Source organism: Antarctobacter albus, from assembly GCF_900101505.1.
GTDB classification, from domain to species: domain Bacteria; phylum Pseudomonadota; class Alphaproteobacteria; order Rhodobacterales; family Rhodobacteraceae; genus Antarctobacter; species Antarctobacter albus.
Map to the genome: position 1 here is coordinate 45,646 of NZ_FMZI01000005.1, position 13,966 is coordinate 59,611.

Below are 13,966 nucleotides of genomic sequence, written 5' to 3' on the forward strand. Positions count from 1 at the left end.
TTTGGCAACTGATTCTTCCAGTCTTTCGAAGCACTGGTGGCCTGTAGCTGGAAAGACTAGAAGAACTCGTTGCCAATTCGCTGATGCCCCCCCCTTCACCCCCCGATGGTGATGCCCTTCACGCCGGCGGCGAAGGCGGCGAGCCCTGCGGCGTAGTTGGCGAGGTCCGCGTCGCTGAGCGCGACGTTGTGGGCCGAGAGGAAGGCGAACTCGCCATAGGGCGAGAAGGTTTCGCTGTTGCGCCCGAAGATCGTGACGTTGGTCGTGGCGGGCGTGGCCGCGTAGTCGGCCCAGTTGACCGCCTGGATGGCGCCGCCGTTGTGCACCAGGCGCAGCCCGGTATCGTCCTCGGTCACGATCACGCTGTTCCAAACATTGGCTGTGACCGAACCGACGTCCACGTTCTGGTTGGCGCCGTCGTTGAAGTTCAGCGTCAGGCTGTCGCTCGACAACAGGTTGAACCCGTTCGAGACCCCGAAGAGGGTCTGCGACCGGCTGGTGTCCGGCACCCGGTAGATCACCGCCAGCGTGCGGTTCAGCGAGGCATAGTCGTTGGTCATCTGGAACCGGTGGTACTCACCCGTGCCGGAGAGATCCGGCAGCGTGGCGATGCCGTCGGCCCAGGTCGCGACGTTGCCGCCGGTGGCGGTGGACTGGTCGGTCATGGCAGCGCCGCCCGCGACGCTGTTCGCGGTGATGTCGGCCGTCATCTTGATGCTGTCGATCAGGCCGGTCTGCGGCTGACTGCCGTAGTCGGCCAGGCTCGGCAGGGTCTCGTTGTCGGTGGTGACGCCGGAAAGGCGGATCAGGGTGGCCATGTCAGGCTCCTTTCTCGTAGGGGATCGGCTTGTTGAAGATCACGCCCCAGTTCCACAGCCTCGCGCCGTTGGGGCCTGTGGTGGGGTCGCTGTCGCGCAGGTTGCCGCGACAGCCCGTGGCGGGGCCGCCGCCGTTGCCGGCGGGGCCGTAGTAGGCATAGGAAAGGCGCGGGTTGGCGCCGATGTCGGCCGAGGTGGTGATCACCACCGTGTCGCGCAGGATGCGCAGCTCCGAGATCGCCACCGTGCCGCTGTCGTCCTCGACCACGAAGCCGTAGTCGCCCGGGTCGGTGACGGTCGCGGTGTCGAAGACCAGGGGCGGCTCGGGAACGTGGAACCGGCACGAAACGACCCGCGCGCTGTGCTGCGTGATCCGGCGCGGCTCCACCGGGTGCCAGTCCTCGCCGCGCCAGAGCCGCTTGAACATGACCTTGCCGAACTGCAGGCCGAAGTCGCGCCCGCCGGCCCCGTCCAGGTGGACCGCGTCCGCGTGGGGCACCGGGTAGGTCGGCCCGGCGATCACGATGTCCGGGTCGGTCTCGGCCGCCTCATTCGCCCCTATTCCGCCTTCACTGTAAGAATGAATGTCATCCAACAGGGGCACAGCAACACTCGCCCCAGGCGCTATTTCATGAGAACACTGTCACAGGCCCCGATCGTCGCTCCAGAAAGACCCGACCATGATGAACAGCCTGAACACATTCACCCAGGTCCTCGACCGCGGCGGCCCGGCGCTCTGGGCCATTGCGGTCCTCTCGGTGCTGACGCTGACGCTCATCCTTTGGAAACTGTGGCAACTCCTGCGCCTGGGCACCTGGAAACGCGCCGGGGCCGAAACCGCCCTGCGCTTCTGGGGCCAGGGGCAGACCACGCTGGCGATGAGCCATATCTCCTTTGATCCGGCGCCGCGGTCCCGCGTGGCACAGGCCGCGATGCAGGCGCGCCTTTCGATCCCCGAGGAAGACGCCCGCGAAGAGGCGGCCCGCCAGGCCCGAGCCGTGCTGACCGAAACGCGTCTTGGCCTGCGGATGCTCGACCTCGTGGTGACAATCGCGCCGCTGATCGGCTTGCTGGGAACGGTGCTGGGCATGATCGACGCCTTCCAGGCGCTGCAGGACAGCGGACAGCAGGCCGACCCGGCGGCATTGGCCGGCGGCATCTGGGAGGCTCTTCTGACCACCGCCGCCGGCATGGCCGTCGCCATCCCCGCCAGCGTCATGCTCTCGGTCTTCGACGGCATGGCGGATCGACTGGCCCATGATCTCGAGGACATCGTGACCCGCGTCTTTACCACCCCCTGGGCCTATGCCGGGGAAGAAGAGGACACCCCGGAGACCGCCTGACCCATGTTGAACCTTCCCACCTCCCCGCGCCGCCGCCGCCCCAGCCTGACGCCGATGATCGACGTGGTCTTCCTGCTGCTGGTCTTCTTCATGCTGGTGGCGCGGTTCGGCGGGACGGAGGGGCTGTCGTTGCTATTGTCCAGCACAGAGGGCGGCAGCGCCTACAGCGGCCCGCCCCGGCTGATCAGCGTGTTGCCACAAGGCGTCACGCTCAACGGACAGCCGGTCACAGACCTGCCCGGCGCGCTGGCCCCGTTGATGGCCTCACCACAGGATATCGTCGTGGTCCGCCCAGCCCCCGGCACCGGCGTCGCGCGCCTGATCGAGGTGCTGGAGACCTTGCGCAAGGCCGGGCTGACCGGGCTGACCGTGGTAGAATAGATCTATGTTCCGATCCCGTCTCAGCACCTCCCGCCGGTTCTGGCCCGGCACGGCCAGGCCCAGCCGCGAACCGGTGGTGCCGATGATCAACGTGGTCTTCCTGCTGCTGATCTTCTTTCTGTTGGCGGCGCATTTTGCCGATCCCGGCAGTGCCAGGCGCAGCCAGTTGGCGGTCGACAGACCCGCAGAGATGCAGCGCGTTCTGATCCTCGCGCCGTCGGGCATGGTCACCTTCGGCACGTTGCGCGGGGAAGAGGCAATTCGCTCGGCCGCCTCTGGCGGTTTGGTGCGCCTGCAGACCGGGCAAGAGACCCAGGCCGCCTTGCTGGCCCGCCTCCTGTCCCGCCTCGCCGAGGCCGGGGCGGGCCGTGTCGATCTGGTAACGATCGGGGAGGCCAAGGAATGACGGGGCGGCGCATATTCGAGGGCCTGGTCTGCCTGGGTCTGGCGCTGGTCATCCATGCCGTAGCACTCGCGCTGATCGCGCTGCCGGACGAAGAGTCTTCTGATCCGGCCCTGAAGCTGATTCCGGTCTCTGCGGAACTGGGCGAGCTTGTCGCCGCCTGGGATCGACCGCCGGAAACGGACGTTCCGGAAACGCCCGATGCCCCACCTGACGAGACCGCCCCGGTTGCGCCCGCAAAGGGGCCGCTGACACCGACGCGCACGCCGGTGCCCCGGTCCCCCGGCATGCCGGCCGTGCCCACCGCACCGCCCGAGGCCGACCCGATACCGCGTCCGCGGCCTGTGTCCAGCGGCCCGGCCCCAGAGGCACCGCGATTGCCCGCCCCCTTTTCCGCCACCGAGTTGCAAACCTCGCGCGCGGCCCTGCGAAGCTCGCCCGCCGCCCCGCGCGCGCCCGGTATCGGGATCGTGGCGCCAAAGACCGGCGCCCTGCCCCGGATCGACACTCAACCTGCGGCTCCACCTCCGGCAGGGCCGGTCCGCGAGGCGACGCCTGCCGTCACGCCCGATCCGCAACCCGCGCCAGAGCCGACGCCCGATCCGGTCACGCCGCCTTCGCCAGGGCTGGAACCGGAACGACGCCCCGAGCCGCGACCAGATCCGGTGCCTGAACCGCCTGCGCCACCCCTCAGCCGCCCGGAGCCGGACGTGCCGGACCCTGAACTTGGCCCACCCACGGCACAGGCGCCCGTGACCACCCTACGCCCGATTGCACGCCCCTTCGTGCGGCCCACCCCCTTCCTGCCGCGCCCGGTCGCGCGGCCCTCGGGATTGGCCGCCCCCTGACCGGCGCCCCCACCTTGACCCTCCCGGCGGCATCCTAGATACCACCGTCAACCAAGGAGCCGTCATGACCGTTCCCGCCATTACCGACAGCCATTGCCACCTCGATTTCCCCGACTTCGACCAGGAGCGCCCCGAGGTGATCGACCGCGCCCTGCGCGCGGGCGTGCATCGCATGGTCACCATCTGCACCCGCCTGCGCAACGAACCCCAGGTCCGGGCCATCGCCGAGGCGCATGCGCCGGTTTTCTATGCCGCCGGAACCCACCCGATGTCCGCCGCCGAAGAGCCCCTGGCCACGGTGGACGAATTGGTGGCGCTTGCGAAACATCCGAAATTCGTCGGTATCGGCGAAACCGGGCTGGACTATCACTACACCGCCGAAAGCGCCGAGGTGCAGAAGACCAGCCTGCGCATCCACATCGAGGCGGCGCAGGAAACCGGCCTGCCGCTGATCATCCATGCCCGCGACGCGGACGACGACATGGCCCGTATCCTGACAGAGGGGTACAAGGCGCAGGAGTACACCTGTGTCATGCATTGTTTCTCGTCCAGTGCCGCGCTCGGCAAGGCCGCGCTGGACCTGGGGTTCTACCTGTCCATGTCCGGCATCGCCGCCTTTCCCAAGTCGCAGGACCTGCGCGACATCTTTGCCAGTGCGCCGCTGGATCGGATCCTGGTGGAAACCGACAGTCCGTATCTTGCGCCACCGCCCCATCGCGGCAAGCGCAACGAACCGGCCTATGTCGCCCATACCGCGCAGAAGGGCGCCGAGGTCTTTGGCCTGCCCTACGAGGAATTCGCCCGCCGGACAGAGGCGAATTTCGACACGCTCTTTGCCAAGGCCGCCCTCTGGGAGCGCGCTGCATGACAGGAGAACTGCGTTTCACGATCCTTGGCTGCGGGTCTTCCGGCGGCGTGCCCCGGCTGGGCGGAAACTGGGGGGCCTGCGATCCACAGAACCCCAAGAACCGCCGTCGGCGCTGTTCCATGCTGGTCGAGCGCGAAACTCCGGACGGCACGACCTCCGTTCTGATCGACACCACGCCCGACATGCGCGACCAGCTGCTGGACGCCGGCATCGGAAGGCTGGATGCCGTGGTCTACACCCATGCCCATGCGGACCACACCCACGGCCTCGACGATCTGCGCCAGATCGTCTTCAACACCCGCGAACGGCTGAACGTCTGGGCCGATGGCGACACGCAGGACGACCTGCTGTCCCGGTTCGCCTATGCCTTTGTCCAGCCCGAGGGTTCGCCCTATCCGCCGATCCTGAACCTGCACACGATCAACGGCCCCGTCACGATCGAGGGCGCCGGTGGCCCCGTCACCCTGACCCCCTTCGAGGTCAACCACGGCAGCATCGACGCGCTTGGCTTTCGCATCGGCGACCTAGCCTACCTGCCGGACGTGGCGACGATACCGGACGCGGCCTGGCCGCATCTGGAAAACCTGGACTGCTGGGTGCTGGACGCGCTGCGCCGCACGCCGCACCCGACACATGCGCATCTTGACCTGGCCTTGGAGTGGATCGCCCGTGCGGCCCCCCGCCGCGCGGTTCTGACCAACATGCACATCGACCTCGACTATGCCGAGGTGGAGGCCGAGACCCCGGACCACATCACCCCGGCCTATGACGGCAAGGTGATCCGCTACGCGCTGTAGCCTCTTCCTGCTGCTCGGCGGTCTCGACGGGCAAGCCCCGGACAATGAGCCGCTGTCCTGTTCAGAACCCACGCAGCGGCGCGTCCCGCGACCGGCAGTTGCACCTCGGGGCAAGCTATGTGAGGTTGCCCACGCGCATTCCGCGCCTCTGACGCATTCATTCCCCAAGGCTTCCCGACATGCAGGCGCTGCTCGACGTGATCCTGCCGGTCTTTCTGGTGATCGGCGCCGGCTATGCCGCGGTCTGGAAAGGCTGGTTTTCCGACAGCGGCGTCGACGGGTTGATGAGCTTTACCCAGACCATCGCCATCCCCTGCCTGTTGTTCCGCGCCATCTGGACGCTGGAACTGGGCCCGGACTTCAATCCCTGGCTGCTGGTCAGTTTCTACACCGGGTCGGCCACGGGATTTGTCGCGGGGCTGCTGGGTGCGCGCTATTTCTTCAAGCGCGACTGGGAAGATGCGGTGGCCATCGGGTTCTGCTGTCTCTTCGCCAATTCGCTGATGATGGGTCTTGCGATCACCGAACGCGCCTATGGCAGCGATGCCCTGCAGGCCAACTATGTCATCGTCGCGATGCACTCGCCCTTTTGCTACGGCATAGGCATCACCGCGATGGAGATCGCCCGTGCAAGGGCAGCCGGGATTTCGAACCGCGCCCTTCCGGCCAAGGTGGGCCGGGCGATGTTCCGCAACGCGCTGGTGATCGGCATCGGTCTGGGGCTCATCGCGAACCTCCTGAACCTCTCGCTGCCCACAGTGGCCACCGATGCGCTGGACATGCTGATCCGCACTGCCCTTCCCGCAGCCCTCTTCGGCATGGGCGGCGTGCTTTGCCGTTACAAGCCGCAGGGCGACGGACGGGTGATCGCCTATATCTGCGCGATCTCGCTGGTGCTGCATCCGGCGATCACCTGGACCTTGGGCACGCTCACCGGCCTGTCGACCCCGGCCTTCCGGTCCGCCGTTCTGACCGCGGCGATGGCGCCGGGGATCAACTCATACGTCTTCGCAAACCTCTACGGGCGCGCACGGCGCGTGGCGGCCTCGGCAGTCCTGATCGCCACCACCCTGTCCGTGCTGACCGCGTGGATCTGGCTGTCGATCCTGCCATGACCGTGCACCACACACCTTGCCCGGCCGCAATCGCCCGCCCCCGTCGCATTTCGACAAGACCCGATTACAAGGCGCGCCGATCCTTGCGCCGGTTCAGCGAGGCCCCATGACCACCCAAGCCCAACAAAGCGTCGACCGGACCACAATCGGCATTCTCTTCATGCTGGCCTTCTGCACCTTTGCGCCGATGATGGACGCATTGGCCAAGGCGACACCGGCAGAGGTGCCCGTACCGCAGATCCTGGCCTTTCGCTTTGCGATCCAGGTGGCGATCCTGATGCCGCTGGCCGCCATTCTCGGCCACAGCCAAAGGGTCACCCTGGGCGATCTTGTCCGCCATGTCGCCCGCGCCGCCGCGCTGCTGGCGGCCACGGGCTGTTTCTTTACCGCGCTGCGCTACATGCCCATCGCCGACGCGATCTCGATCTTCTTCGTCGAGCCTTTCGTGCTGATCCTCATGGGCGCTATCTTCCTCGGGGAACCGGTTGGCTGGCGGCGGCTGAGCGCCTGTGCCGTGGGCTTTGGCGGCGCGTTGCTGGTGATCCGGCCCAGCTTTTCCGACCTGGGACTGGTGGCCTTTCTGCCGCTGGTGACGGCGGCACTGTTCGCAATCTACATGCTGATGACCCGCGCGATGGCGCGGCGCCTGCATCCACTTGTCCTGCAAGGGCACACCGCACTGGCCGCGACCGTTCTGATCGTACCGCCCCTGCTGCTGATGGAGGGGACGGGCAACGCGCTTTTCGATCCCATCCGGCCGCAGGGCCTTGCGATCTGGACGCTAGTCGGGGTCGGCGTGGTCGCGACGATCTCGCACCTGTTCCTGACCTATGCGCTGCGACTGGCCCCCGCCGGGACCATCGCACCGCTGCAATACCTGGAAATCGTTGGCGCCACGGTGATCGGCTATTTCGCCTTTGGCGATTTCCCGACACCGCTGACCTGGGTCGGCATCGCGGTGATCGTCGCCTCCGGGCTTTATGTCTTTGAAAGGGAACGGCGGCTGGAACTGCGTGCCAAGACACCGCCGCCGCCGGTCTGAGGGCCTAGCGCGCCGGGGTGATGACCTCGGCCTCGGTCACGATCAGGTCCAACGGCTGGTCGGTTTCCTCCAGCGGCAGATCCACGTCCTCCTGCGCGCCAAAGGCGAACCCGATTGCCAGCGTCGGCCGCCGCGACCGCAACAGTTCCAGCGTGCGATCGTAGAACCCGCCCCCATAGCCCAACCGCCCGCCATCGCGGGAAAAGGCGACCAGCGGCACGATCAGCACCTCCGGTTCGAAATAGACCTGGTGTTCCGGGATCTGTGCCCCGAACGGCCCGTCGACCAGGGTGCAATCCGGCTCCCACCGGGCGAATTTCAGTGGCTGCCCCTTGGCCTCGATCACCGGCACGCCGACGGGGCCGTGCGCCGAAGCTTCGGCCATGGCGGGCACCGGGTCGATTTCCGTGCGGATCGGCAGAAATCCGGACAGAGGCGCCCCGCGATACCCCGCAAGCACCTCGCTCAACTTGCCGGCGGCGCCGGGCGCCTGGGTTTCAAACGCCGGTTTCCGGCGGGCAAAGGCCGCCTTGCGCGCTGCCGCCTTGCGGTCTTCCAAAGTCGTCATAGCAACACCACCACTGCCAGTCCCAGAAAGGCGAAAAAGCCGACCACATCCGTCACCGTGGTCACGAAGGCGCCCGAGGCCAGGGCCGGGTCCACCCCTGCCTTGTCCAAGATAACCGGGATCACGATCCCCGCCAGTCCGGCAATCACCAGGTTGATCACCATCGCGGTGGCAATCACCCCGCCAAGCTGGAACGAGCCGAACCAGAGGATGCCCACGATTCCCATTATGACGGCAAAGGCCAGCCCGTTGATGAGCCCCACCGCCACCTCGCGACGGATCACCCGCCAGATGTTGGCGCCGGTAAGGTCCTTGGTGGCCAGCGCGCGCACCGCCACCGTCAGCGACTGCGTGCCGGCGTTGCCGCCCATCGAGGCCACGATGGGCATCAGCACCGCCAGCGCCACCACCTGCGCGATGGCCGCCTCGAACTGGGCAATCACCAGCGAGGCCAGCACCGCCGTGACAAGATTGACCGCCAGCCAGGGGAAGCGCCGCTTCGTCGTTTCGATCACCCGGTCGGACAGCCGGCTTTCACCGTCGACGCCCGCAAGGCGCAGGATGTCTTCCTCGTTTTCCTCATCCAGAACCGCCATCGCGTCGTCAATCGTGATGACACCGACCAGTCGTTCGTTGTCGTCCACGACCGGCGCCGAGATCAGGTGGTACTGGTTGAAGGCATAGGCCACCTCGCCCTCGTCCCGCGTGACGGGGATGGTGTGAAAGGTCTCTTCGACGATGGATTTCAGCAACACGTCGCGGCGCGACGACATGATCTTGCCCAGCGTCACGTTGCCCACGGGCCGCAACCGGGGGTCCACCAGCACGACATGGTAGAACTGTTCCGGCAGCCGGTCGGAACTGCGCATGTAGTCGATGGCGTCGCCCACGCTCCAGTGTTCGGGCGCCATGACGACCTCGCGCTGCATCAGGCGCCCGGCAGAGAATTCGGGATAGCTCAGCGACTGGCGGACCGCAGCCGCGTCGCCGGCTTCCAGCGCATCCAGAATCGCGTCCTGCTGATCGCTTTCCAGGTCCTCGACCAGGTCGACGACGTCGTCGGTGTCCAACTCGCGCACCGCGTCCGCCAGAACCGAGGGCGTCAGCGCGGCAAAGACCTCTTCGCGCAGCGCCTCGTCCAGTTCCGACAGGATCTCGCCGTCGAACTCCTTGTCGTAGAGCCGGATCAGCCGGCCGCGATCATAGGCGTTGATCTGTTCCAGAAGGTCGGCGATGTCGGCCGCGTGCAGCGGCTCCATCAGCTCGACCAGCTGTTCCCTGTCCTCGACATCCACCGCATAGAGAATCGCCGCAACGGCCTTGCGGTCGAGCGCATAGGCGTCGTCGCGCTCTGCTGTCTCGGTGGTTTCTGCCTCCAGCTCTTCGGCCATGCCCTGCCCTCCACCTGTCGTCGCCCGACACTATGACAAGCTGTCGGCGGGCGACAGGGGGACTATGGCGATTTACCTTTCTTCGCGACCTGCCTAGGATTTTCTGCATGAGCAAACGCCACCTGCACCTGGGACAGACCCTGACCTTCACCGCCGATCCCCTTGTCGAGGGGCCGGGCGCGGCCCGGCACGACAGGCATGGCGCACTGGTGATCGAGGATGGCGTGATCACTGAGGTCGGCGGCGCCGAGGCGCTGCGGCGGGGTGACTTTTCCAGCACCACGGACCACGGGCAGGCCCTGCTGCTGCCCGGGTTCATCGACTCCCATGCGCACTACCCGCAGACGGCCATGATCGCCAGCTGGGGCAAGCGGCTGATCGACTGGCTGAACACCTATACCTTCCCCGAGGAAATGCGCTTTGGCGACCCGGGCTATGCCGCGGAAATCGCGGGCCGTTACCTCGATCTGCTGCTGGAACAAGGCACGACCACGGTTTGCAGTTACTGCACGATCCATCCGGCCTCTGTGGATGCCTTCTTTGAGGCCGCCGCGGCGCGCGGCATGCGGGTACTGGCAGGCAAGACCTGCATGGATCGCAACGCCCCCGAGGGCCTGCGGGACACCGCGCAATCCGCCTATGACGACAGCAAGGCGTTGCTGACGCACTGGCACGGGAAAGGCCGCGCCTCTTATGTCATCACGCCCCGCTTTTCGCCCACCTCCACGCCCGAGCAGCTCTCGGCCCTGGGTTCTCTCTGGGCCGAACACCCGGACTGCCTGATGCAGACACACCTCAGCGAGCAGACGGATGAAATAGCCTGGGTCAAATCGCTCTTTCCGCAAGCGCGCGACTATCTCGATACCTACGAGGCGCATGGCCTCCTGGGCGCAAACGGCCTTTATGGCCATGCCATCCACCTGGAGCCGCGTGAGAAGGACCGCCTGCGCGAGACCGGCGCCGCGCTGATCCATTGCCCGACGTCGAACACCTTCATCGGCTCCGGCCTCTTCGACATGGATGGGCTGACGCGTGCGGGCCACCGCGTGGGCCTTGCCACCGACACCGGCGGCGGATCGTCCTTTTCCATGTTGCGCAGCATGGCCGCCGCCTACGAGGTCGCACAACTGCGCGGGCGCGCCCTGCACCCGGCGGAACTGATCTGGCTGGCCACCACCGGCTCGGCCCGGGCGCTGCGCCTCGACAACCGCATCGGCAGCCTCGCCCCAGGGATGGAGGCGGATTTCATCTCGCTCGACCTCGCCTCGACCCCGGCCATCGCGCAGCGCAGCGCGCGGGCGAAAGACCTCTGGGAGGCGCTGTTTCCGACGATCATGATGGGGGACGATCGCGCCATCGCGGCGACCTACGTTGCAGGGCGGCGCGTGGTCTGAGGCTCAGGCGATCCGAACCGGTTCTCCGTGTGGCGTTGTCAGGTAGGCATTCTCCCAGGCATCCCGCAGCGCACTGAGGTCCTTGGCCCCGGCGATCCCCCTCTCGGTGCAGATCCGCTCCAGCGCCGCGACCCAGGCGATGAAATAATCATCGCCACCGTCCAGTTCTTTCGACAAACCATGTTCCGCAAGCACCGCGCCGAAAACCTGCGTCCATTCGGGCCATGTGAAGGCCCCGCCCGCTTCCAGAGACACGGCCAGCGCAAAGGCCTGCGCGTGCCAGGGCGCCCCGAAGACGGGCTCTGTCATGTCTCTGGTTCCAGGTAGCTTTCCCAGAGATCGCAACTGACCGTATCCCCGGGCGCCTCCGCGGCGCCCCAGACCTCGGCTGCATCGAAAACCACGGTATAAAGCGGCTCGGCCTGTTCGCCCAATCCATGCGCGTTGGTGTCGGGAAAGACGTGGCACCCATGCGCGCGCTCCACGACCCCGGTCAACCCGGCGGCATACCCTGGCAGGCGCGTATGTCCACCCGTCACGGCCAGATTGCGTGCAGGACGACGCGTGCGCACCCGGTCGCCGGGACCAAAGCGCGGCGCGGGACCCTCGCGCAAAACCGGCCCGCCGCGCGCCAATGCCCCGGCAACCGACTCGGCCCTCAGCCGGCGCTCGGCCAAGGGCGACGGCGCAGCCTCCGCTCCCGCCAATTCATCCCGGGTGACCACCCCTTGTGCCACCAGCAAGTCCGCCAGCCCGGCCAGCCACTTCTCGTAGTAGGAAAACGCCAGGTAGTCGGCAGGGGCGAGGCATTCACGGGCAAAGCGCGACCGGTCCAGCGTCCATTGCCCCAGCGCCCCAGCCGCCAGCGTCACCGCCAGAGCCCGCCCGTGCCACTCTTCGGCAAAGACGGGCGCGTCCCCGGCCGCAGGCTGCACCGGACCGTCACCGAACCGCCCGCCCATGTCATGAACCCGGGTCATGCAGGCGCCTCCACCAGTGCCGTGCCGATCATCGCGTCGCGGCTGACCAGAGCCGCCAACGCGCTTTCGTCCAGCCCGTCCGTCCCGACGGGGCGCATCGGCAGCACGAGATAGCGCACCTCGGCGGTCGAATCCCAGACCCGCACGCGCTGCGCCTCGGGCAGGGTCACGCCGAATTCGGCCAGCACCTTGCGCGGTTCGCGCACCGCCCGCGCCCGGTAGGCATCGGATTTGTACCACCCCGGCGGAATGCCCAAAAGCGGCCACGGGTAGCAACTGCACAGGGTGCAGACGACCATGTTGTGCTGTTCCGGCGTGTTCTCGACGGCAACCACATGTTCGCCCTGCCGCCCGGTGAACCCCATCTCGGCCACCGCCTCCGTCGCATCCTCCAAGAGGCGCTTGCGAAAGTCCGGATCGGTCCAGGCCCGCGCCACAACCGCCGCGCCGTTCCTCGGCCCGACCTTGTGGGCATAGATCTCGATGATCTCGTCCAGCGCAGCGGGGTCGATCAGACCCTTTCGGGTCAAGAGCGATTCCAGCGCCTTGACCCGCAACGCCGGGTCAGGCGGCAAGAGACTGTGCGGCGGGGCGTCGTCGGCGTGATCGTGGGGCATTGGCAAAGCCTGCCCCGACCGGAGCCACCGCGCAAGCCCCCCTAGAGGGACGCAACCAAGGGTGACAGCCGCCAGGTCCTGTGTCACGGTCCCAGAAACTCAAACCCATCGGAAGGGAAAACACTTTTCATGATCAAGGCATTTTTCGCGTCGGGCCTCCTCTTTGTGATGACACTTGGCGCCGGCCCGGCCGCTGCGATCGTCACATTCGATCTGACGGACGCGCGGGCCGCAGAGCTGATTGCACAGTGCAAGGCCGAGAAAGGCGCCCCGTGGAAACATTCCACCAGCCCATCCGTAGTGAACTGCTGCATACCCGGCGAGGACTGGTGCGTTGTCTGCACGGCGGGCACCCCGAAGGCCCCGACCAGTTGCATCTCGCTTGGCGTCCCGCCGGCGAAACCCGCGGAGTGACCGACCGGGGGCCGGGCGGCTTTCGGTTTCATTGCTTGCACCGGGGCAACGCTTCGCCTACATGACCCCGAAACCGACCCAACAGGCGCAGGCCCCATGGAAAACGTCATCCTCATCGTCCACCTTCTTCTGGCTCTCGGCCTGATCGGCGTCGTGCTGCTTCAGCGCAGCGAAGGCGGCGGCCTGGGGATCGGCGGCGGCGGCGGCGCCATGAGCCAGCGGGCCCCGTTGACGGCACTGGGCAAGCTGACCTGGATTCTTGCCGTGGGCTTCATCATCACCTCGATCACGCTGACGATCATCGCCGCCCAGAATGCTTCGGGCAGCTCGATCCTGGATCGGCTTGGCACGCAGGAACCCGCAACCGATGCGCCGGCACCGGCCCCCGGCCTTGACGGGATCGACCCGAACGCGCTGGTCCCGCCGCCCTCGGCAGACGGCGGAGACGCGGATGCGCCGCTGGTTCCGCGCGCCGACTGAGACCACTCGATTTCAGAAAAGGCGGCCTTGGGGGCCGCCTTTTTCATTGCGCGGCGGTCAGAACAGACCGTCATCCCACGACAGGCCCAAATCCGTGTCGCTGTCCTCGAAGAACCGGCGGACTGGCACATAGCGCCATTCGGGATCGGACCCTGCCGCCGTATGCCCCGGATCGCCATCGTTCGGGTTGGTCCATTCCGGAGAGTGTTCCGTGCCGTCCCGATACTCGGCCACGGTCACCTCTGCCCCCAGACCGGAGACGTCGGAGAACCCGCCCGAAGGCGCCGTCCCGTCAGTGGCAAAGACAAAAGCATCCGTCTCGGGCGTATCAACGACCGCCTGCACCAGCTCGCCATCGGATCGCAGACCGCGACCGTTCTGACTGGCCTCTCGCTCGGCAAGGACCTCACCGTTCAGTGTTCCTTCAAGGTAGATTTCCAGGGCCATGATCCTGTCTCCTGCTTGTCGGCGCGCGTTGCTGTCGGGGGCCAAGGACAAGGCCGCCAG

General features: G+C 66.9%; 19 protein-coding genes. 11 read left to right on the plus strand and 8 right to left on the minus strand.

All coding sequences use genetic code 11. The features are described from left to right. Window positions 1–95: 95 nt before the first annotated feature. Window positions 96–818, minus strand: coding sequence for a hypothetical protein (locus tag BLQ71_RS09780; RefSeq protein ID WP_074621582.1), 723 nt, complete (start codon window positions 816–818; stop codon window positions 96–98). Between the two features lies 1 nt (window position 819). Then, window positions 820–1,422: a hypothetical protein gene (locus tag BLQ71_RS09785; protein ID WP_074621583.1), complete on the minus strand. Its 603-nt coding sequence runs from the start codon at window positions 1,420–1,422 to the stop codon at window positions 820–822. A gap of 76 nt (window positions 1,423–1,498) precedes the next feature. Between BLQ71_RS09785 and BLQ71_RS09790 the strand changes: the two genes are divergently transcribed. From BLQ71_RS09790 to BLQ71_RS09825, 8 genes are all read left to right on the plus strand, one after another. Then, window positions 1,499–2,161, plus strand: a complete 663-nt coding sequence (locus tag BLQ71_RS09790; protein ID WP_229754769.1) for a MotA/TolQ/ExbB proton channel family protein — start codon at window positions 1,499–1,501, stop codon at window positions 2,159–2,161. A 3-nt stretch (window positions 2,162–2,164) separates the two neighbouring features. Beyond that, complete coding sequence (locus tag BLQ71_RS09795) at window positions 2,165–2,542, plus strand: ExbD/TolR family protein (RefSeq protein WP_074621584.1); 378 nt, start codon at window positions 2,165–2,167, stop codon at window positions 2,540–2,542. A 4-nt stretch (window positions 2,543–2,546) separates the two neighbouring features. Beyond that, window positions 2,547–2,948 carry a biopolymer transporter ExbD gene (locus tag BLQ71_RS09800; protein WP_052244296.1) on the plus strand — a complete coding sequence of 134 codons (402 nt, stop codon included), beginning with the start codon at window positions 2,547–2,549 and terminating at the stop codon, window positions 2,946–2,948. Next, window positions 2,945–3,793, plus strand: a complete 849-nt coding sequence (locus BLQ71_RS09805) for a hypothetical protein (RefSeq protein WP_074621585.1) — start codon at window positions 2,945–2,947, stop codon at window positions 3,791–3,793. The genes BLQ71_RS09800 and BLQ71_RS09805 overlap by 4 nt, the downstream gene beginning before the upstream one ends. Window positions 3,794–3,857: 64 nt before the next feature. Then, entirely contained in the window at window positions 3,858–4,661 is an 804-nt protein-coding gene (locus tag BLQ71_RS09810) for a TatD family hydrolase (protein WP_074621586.1), read from the plus strand. Then, window positions 4,658–5,458: an MBL fold metallo-hydrolase gene (locus BLQ71_RS09815; RefSeq protein WP_074621587.1), complete on the plus strand. Its 801-nt coding sequence runs from the start codon at window positions 4,658–4,660 to the stop codon at window positions 5,456–5,458. The genes BLQ71_RS09810 and BLQ71_RS09815 overlap by 4 nt, the downstream gene beginning before the upstream one ends. A gap of 179 nt (window positions 5,459–5,637) precedes the next feature. Next, window positions 5,638–6,573 (plus strand): AEC family transporter, encoded by a 936-nt coding sequence (locus BLQ71_RS09820; RefSeq protein ID WP_074621588.1) that lies wholly within the window; start codon window positions 5,638–5,640, stop codon window positions 6,571–6,573. 106 nt (window positions 6,574–6,679) lie between these two features. Next, entirely contained in the window at window positions 6,680–7,615 is a 936-nt protein-coding gene (locus BLQ71_RS09825) for a DMT family transporter (protein WP_074621589.1), read from the plus strand. Window positions 7,616–7,619: 4 nt separating this feature from the next. Here the strand turns inward: BLQ71_RS09825 and BLQ71_RS09830 are convergent, their stop codons facing one another. Then, window positions 7,620–8,183: a 5-formyltetrahydrofolate cyclo-ligase gene (locus tag BLQ71_RS09830; protein WP_043137957.1), complete on the minus strand. Its 564-nt coding sequence runs from the start codon at window positions 8,181–8,183 to the stop codon at window positions 7,620–7,622. Continuing rightward, entirely contained in the window at window positions 8,180–9,574 is a 1,395-nt protein-coding gene (mgtE, locus tag BLQ71_RS09835; protein WP_043137958.1) for a magnesium transporter, read from the minus strand. Before mgtE ends, BLQ71_RS09830 begins: the two co-directional genes overlap by 4 nt. A 107-nt stretch (window positions 9,575–9,681) precedes the next feature. Here mgtE and guaD point away from each other — a divergent pair, with 107 nt between their 5' ends. Beyond that, window positions 9,682–10,968, plus strand: coding sequence for a guanine deaminase (guaD, locus tag BLQ71_RS09840; RefSeq protein ID WP_074621590.1), 1,287 nt, complete (start codon window positions 9,682–9,684; stop codon window positions 10,966–10,968). Window positions 10,969–10,971: 3 nt separating this feature from the next. Here the strand turns inward: guaD and BLQ71_RS09845 are convergent, their stop codons facing one another. The 3 genes from BLQ71_RS09845 to nthA are packed head-to-tail and all read right to left on the minus strand — an operon-like array spanning window position 10,972 to window position 12,565. Continuing rightward, a complete protein-coding gene (locus BLQ71_RS09845) occupies window positions 10,972–11,277 on the minus strand; it encodes a nitrile hydratase accessory protein (RefSeq protein WP_083342212.1) in 306 nt (101 codons plus the stop codon). Beyond that, window positions 11,274–11,948, minus strand: coding sequence for a nitrile hydratase subunit beta (gene nthB, locus BLQ71_RS09850; protein ID WP_074621591.1), 675 nt, complete (start codon window positions 11,946–11,948; stop codon window positions 11,274–11,276). The genes BLQ71_RS09845 and nthB overlap by 4 nt, the downstream gene beginning before the upstream one ends. Next, complete coding sequence (gene nthA, locus BLQ71_RS09855) at window positions 11,945–12,565, minus strand: nitrile hydratase subunit alpha (protein WP_074621592.1); 621 nt, start codon at window positions 12,563–12,565, stop codon at window positions 11,945–11,947. The genes nthB and nthA overlap by 4 nt, the downstream gene beginning before the upstream one ends. Before the next feature lie 129 nt (window positions 12,566–12,694). Between nthA and BLQ71_RS09860 the strand changes: the two genes are divergently transcribed. Further along, the gene (locus tag BLQ71_RS09860; protein ID WP_074621593.1) at window positions 12,695–12,979 is read left to right on the plus strand and encodes a hypothetical protein; all 285 of its coding nucleotides are present in this window, start codon (window positions 12,695–12,697) and stop codon (window positions 12,977–12,979) included. Window positions 12,980–13,075: 96 nt separating this feature from the next. Then, window positions 13,076–13,459 carry a preprotein translocase subunit SecG gene (gene secG, locus BLQ71_RS09865; RefSeq protein WP_043137974.1) on the plus strand — a complete coding sequence of 128 codons (384 nt, stop codon included), beginning with the start codon at window positions 13,076–13,078 and terminating at the stop codon, window positions 13,457–13,459. A gap of 57 nt (window positions 13,460–13,516) precedes the next feature. On the opposite strand, the gene BLQ71_RS09870 is transcribed toward secG, so the two are convergent. After that, on the minus strand, window positions 13,517–13,906 hold the full coding sequence (locus BLQ71_RS09870; RefSeq protein WP_074621594.1) for a hypothetical protein: 390 nt from the start codon (window positions 13,904–13,906) through the stop codon (window positions 13,517–13,519). Window positions 13,907–13,966: the final 60 nt, after the last annotated feature.

Coding starts and splice junctions, on each gene's coding strand:
- BLQ71_RS09780 (WP_074621582.1), bottom strand. CDS start 818: ATGGCCACCCTGATCCGCCTTTCCGGCGTCACCACCGACAACGAGACC.
- BLQ71_RS09790 (WP_229754769.1), top strand. CDS start 1,499: ATGATGAACAGCCTGAACACATTCACCCAGGTCCTCGACCGCGGCGGC.
- BLQ71_RS09795 (WP_074621584.1), top strand. CDS start 2,165: ATGTTGAACCTTCCCACCTCCCCGCGCCGCCGCCGCCCCAGCCTGACG.
- BLQ71_RS09800 (WP_052244296.1), top strand. CDS start 2,547: ATGTTCCGATCCCGTCTCAGCACCTCCCGCCGGTTCTGGCCCGGCACG.
- BLQ71_RS09805 (WP_074621585.1), top strand. CDS start 2,945: ATGACGGGGCGGCGCATATTCGAGGGCCTGGTCTGCCTGGGTCTGGCG.
- BLQ71_RS09810 (WP_074621586.1), top strand. CDS start 3,858: ATGACCGTTCCCGCCATTACCGACAGCCATTGCCACCTCGATTTCCCC.
- BLQ71_RS09815 (WP_074621587.1), top strand. CDS start 4,658: ATGACAGGAGAACTGCGTTTCACGATCCTTGGCTGCGGGTCTTCCGGC.
- BLQ71_RS09820 (WP_074621588.1), top strand. CDS start 5,638: ATGCAGGCGCTGCTCGACGTGATCCTGCCGGTCTTTCTGGTGATCGGC.
- BLQ71_RS09825 (WP_074621589.1), top strand. CDS start 6,680: ATGACCACCCAAGCCCAACAAAGCGTCGACCGGACCACAATCGGCATT.
- BLQ71_RS09830 (WP_043137957.1), bottom strand. CDS start 8,183: ATGACGACTTTGGAAGACCGCAAGGCGGCAGCGCGCAAGGCGGCCTTT.
- mgtE (WP_043137958.1), bottom strand. CDS start 9,574: ATGGCCGAAGAGCTGGAGGCAGAAACCACCGAGACAGCAGAGCGCGAC.
- guaD (WP_074621590.1), top strand. CDS start 9,682: ATGAGCAAACGCCACCTGCACCTGGGACAGACCCTGACCTTCACCGCC.
- BLQ71_RS09845 (WP_083342212.1), bottom strand. CDS start 11,277: ATGACAGAGCCCGTCTTCGGGGCGCCCTGGCACGCGCAGGCCTTTGCG.
- nthB (WP_074621591.1), bottom strand. CDS start 11,948: ATGACCCGGGTTCATGACATGGGCGGGCGGTTCGGTGACGGTCCGGTG.
- nthA (WP_074621592.1), bottom strand. CDS start 12,565: ATGCCCCACGATCACGCCGACGACGCCCCGCCGCACAGTCTCTTGCCG.
- BLQ71_RS09860 (WP_074621593.1), top strand. CDS start 12,695: ATGATCAAGGCATTTTTCGCGTCGGGCCTCCTCTTTGTGATGACACTT.
- secG (WP_043137974.1), top strand. CDS start 13,076: ATGGAAAACGTCATCCTCATCGTCCACCTTCTTCTGGCTCTCGGCCTG.
- BLQ71_RS09870 (WP_074621594.1), bottom strand. CDS start 13,906: ATGGCCCTGGAAATCTACCTTGAAGGAACACTGAACGGTGAGGTCCTT.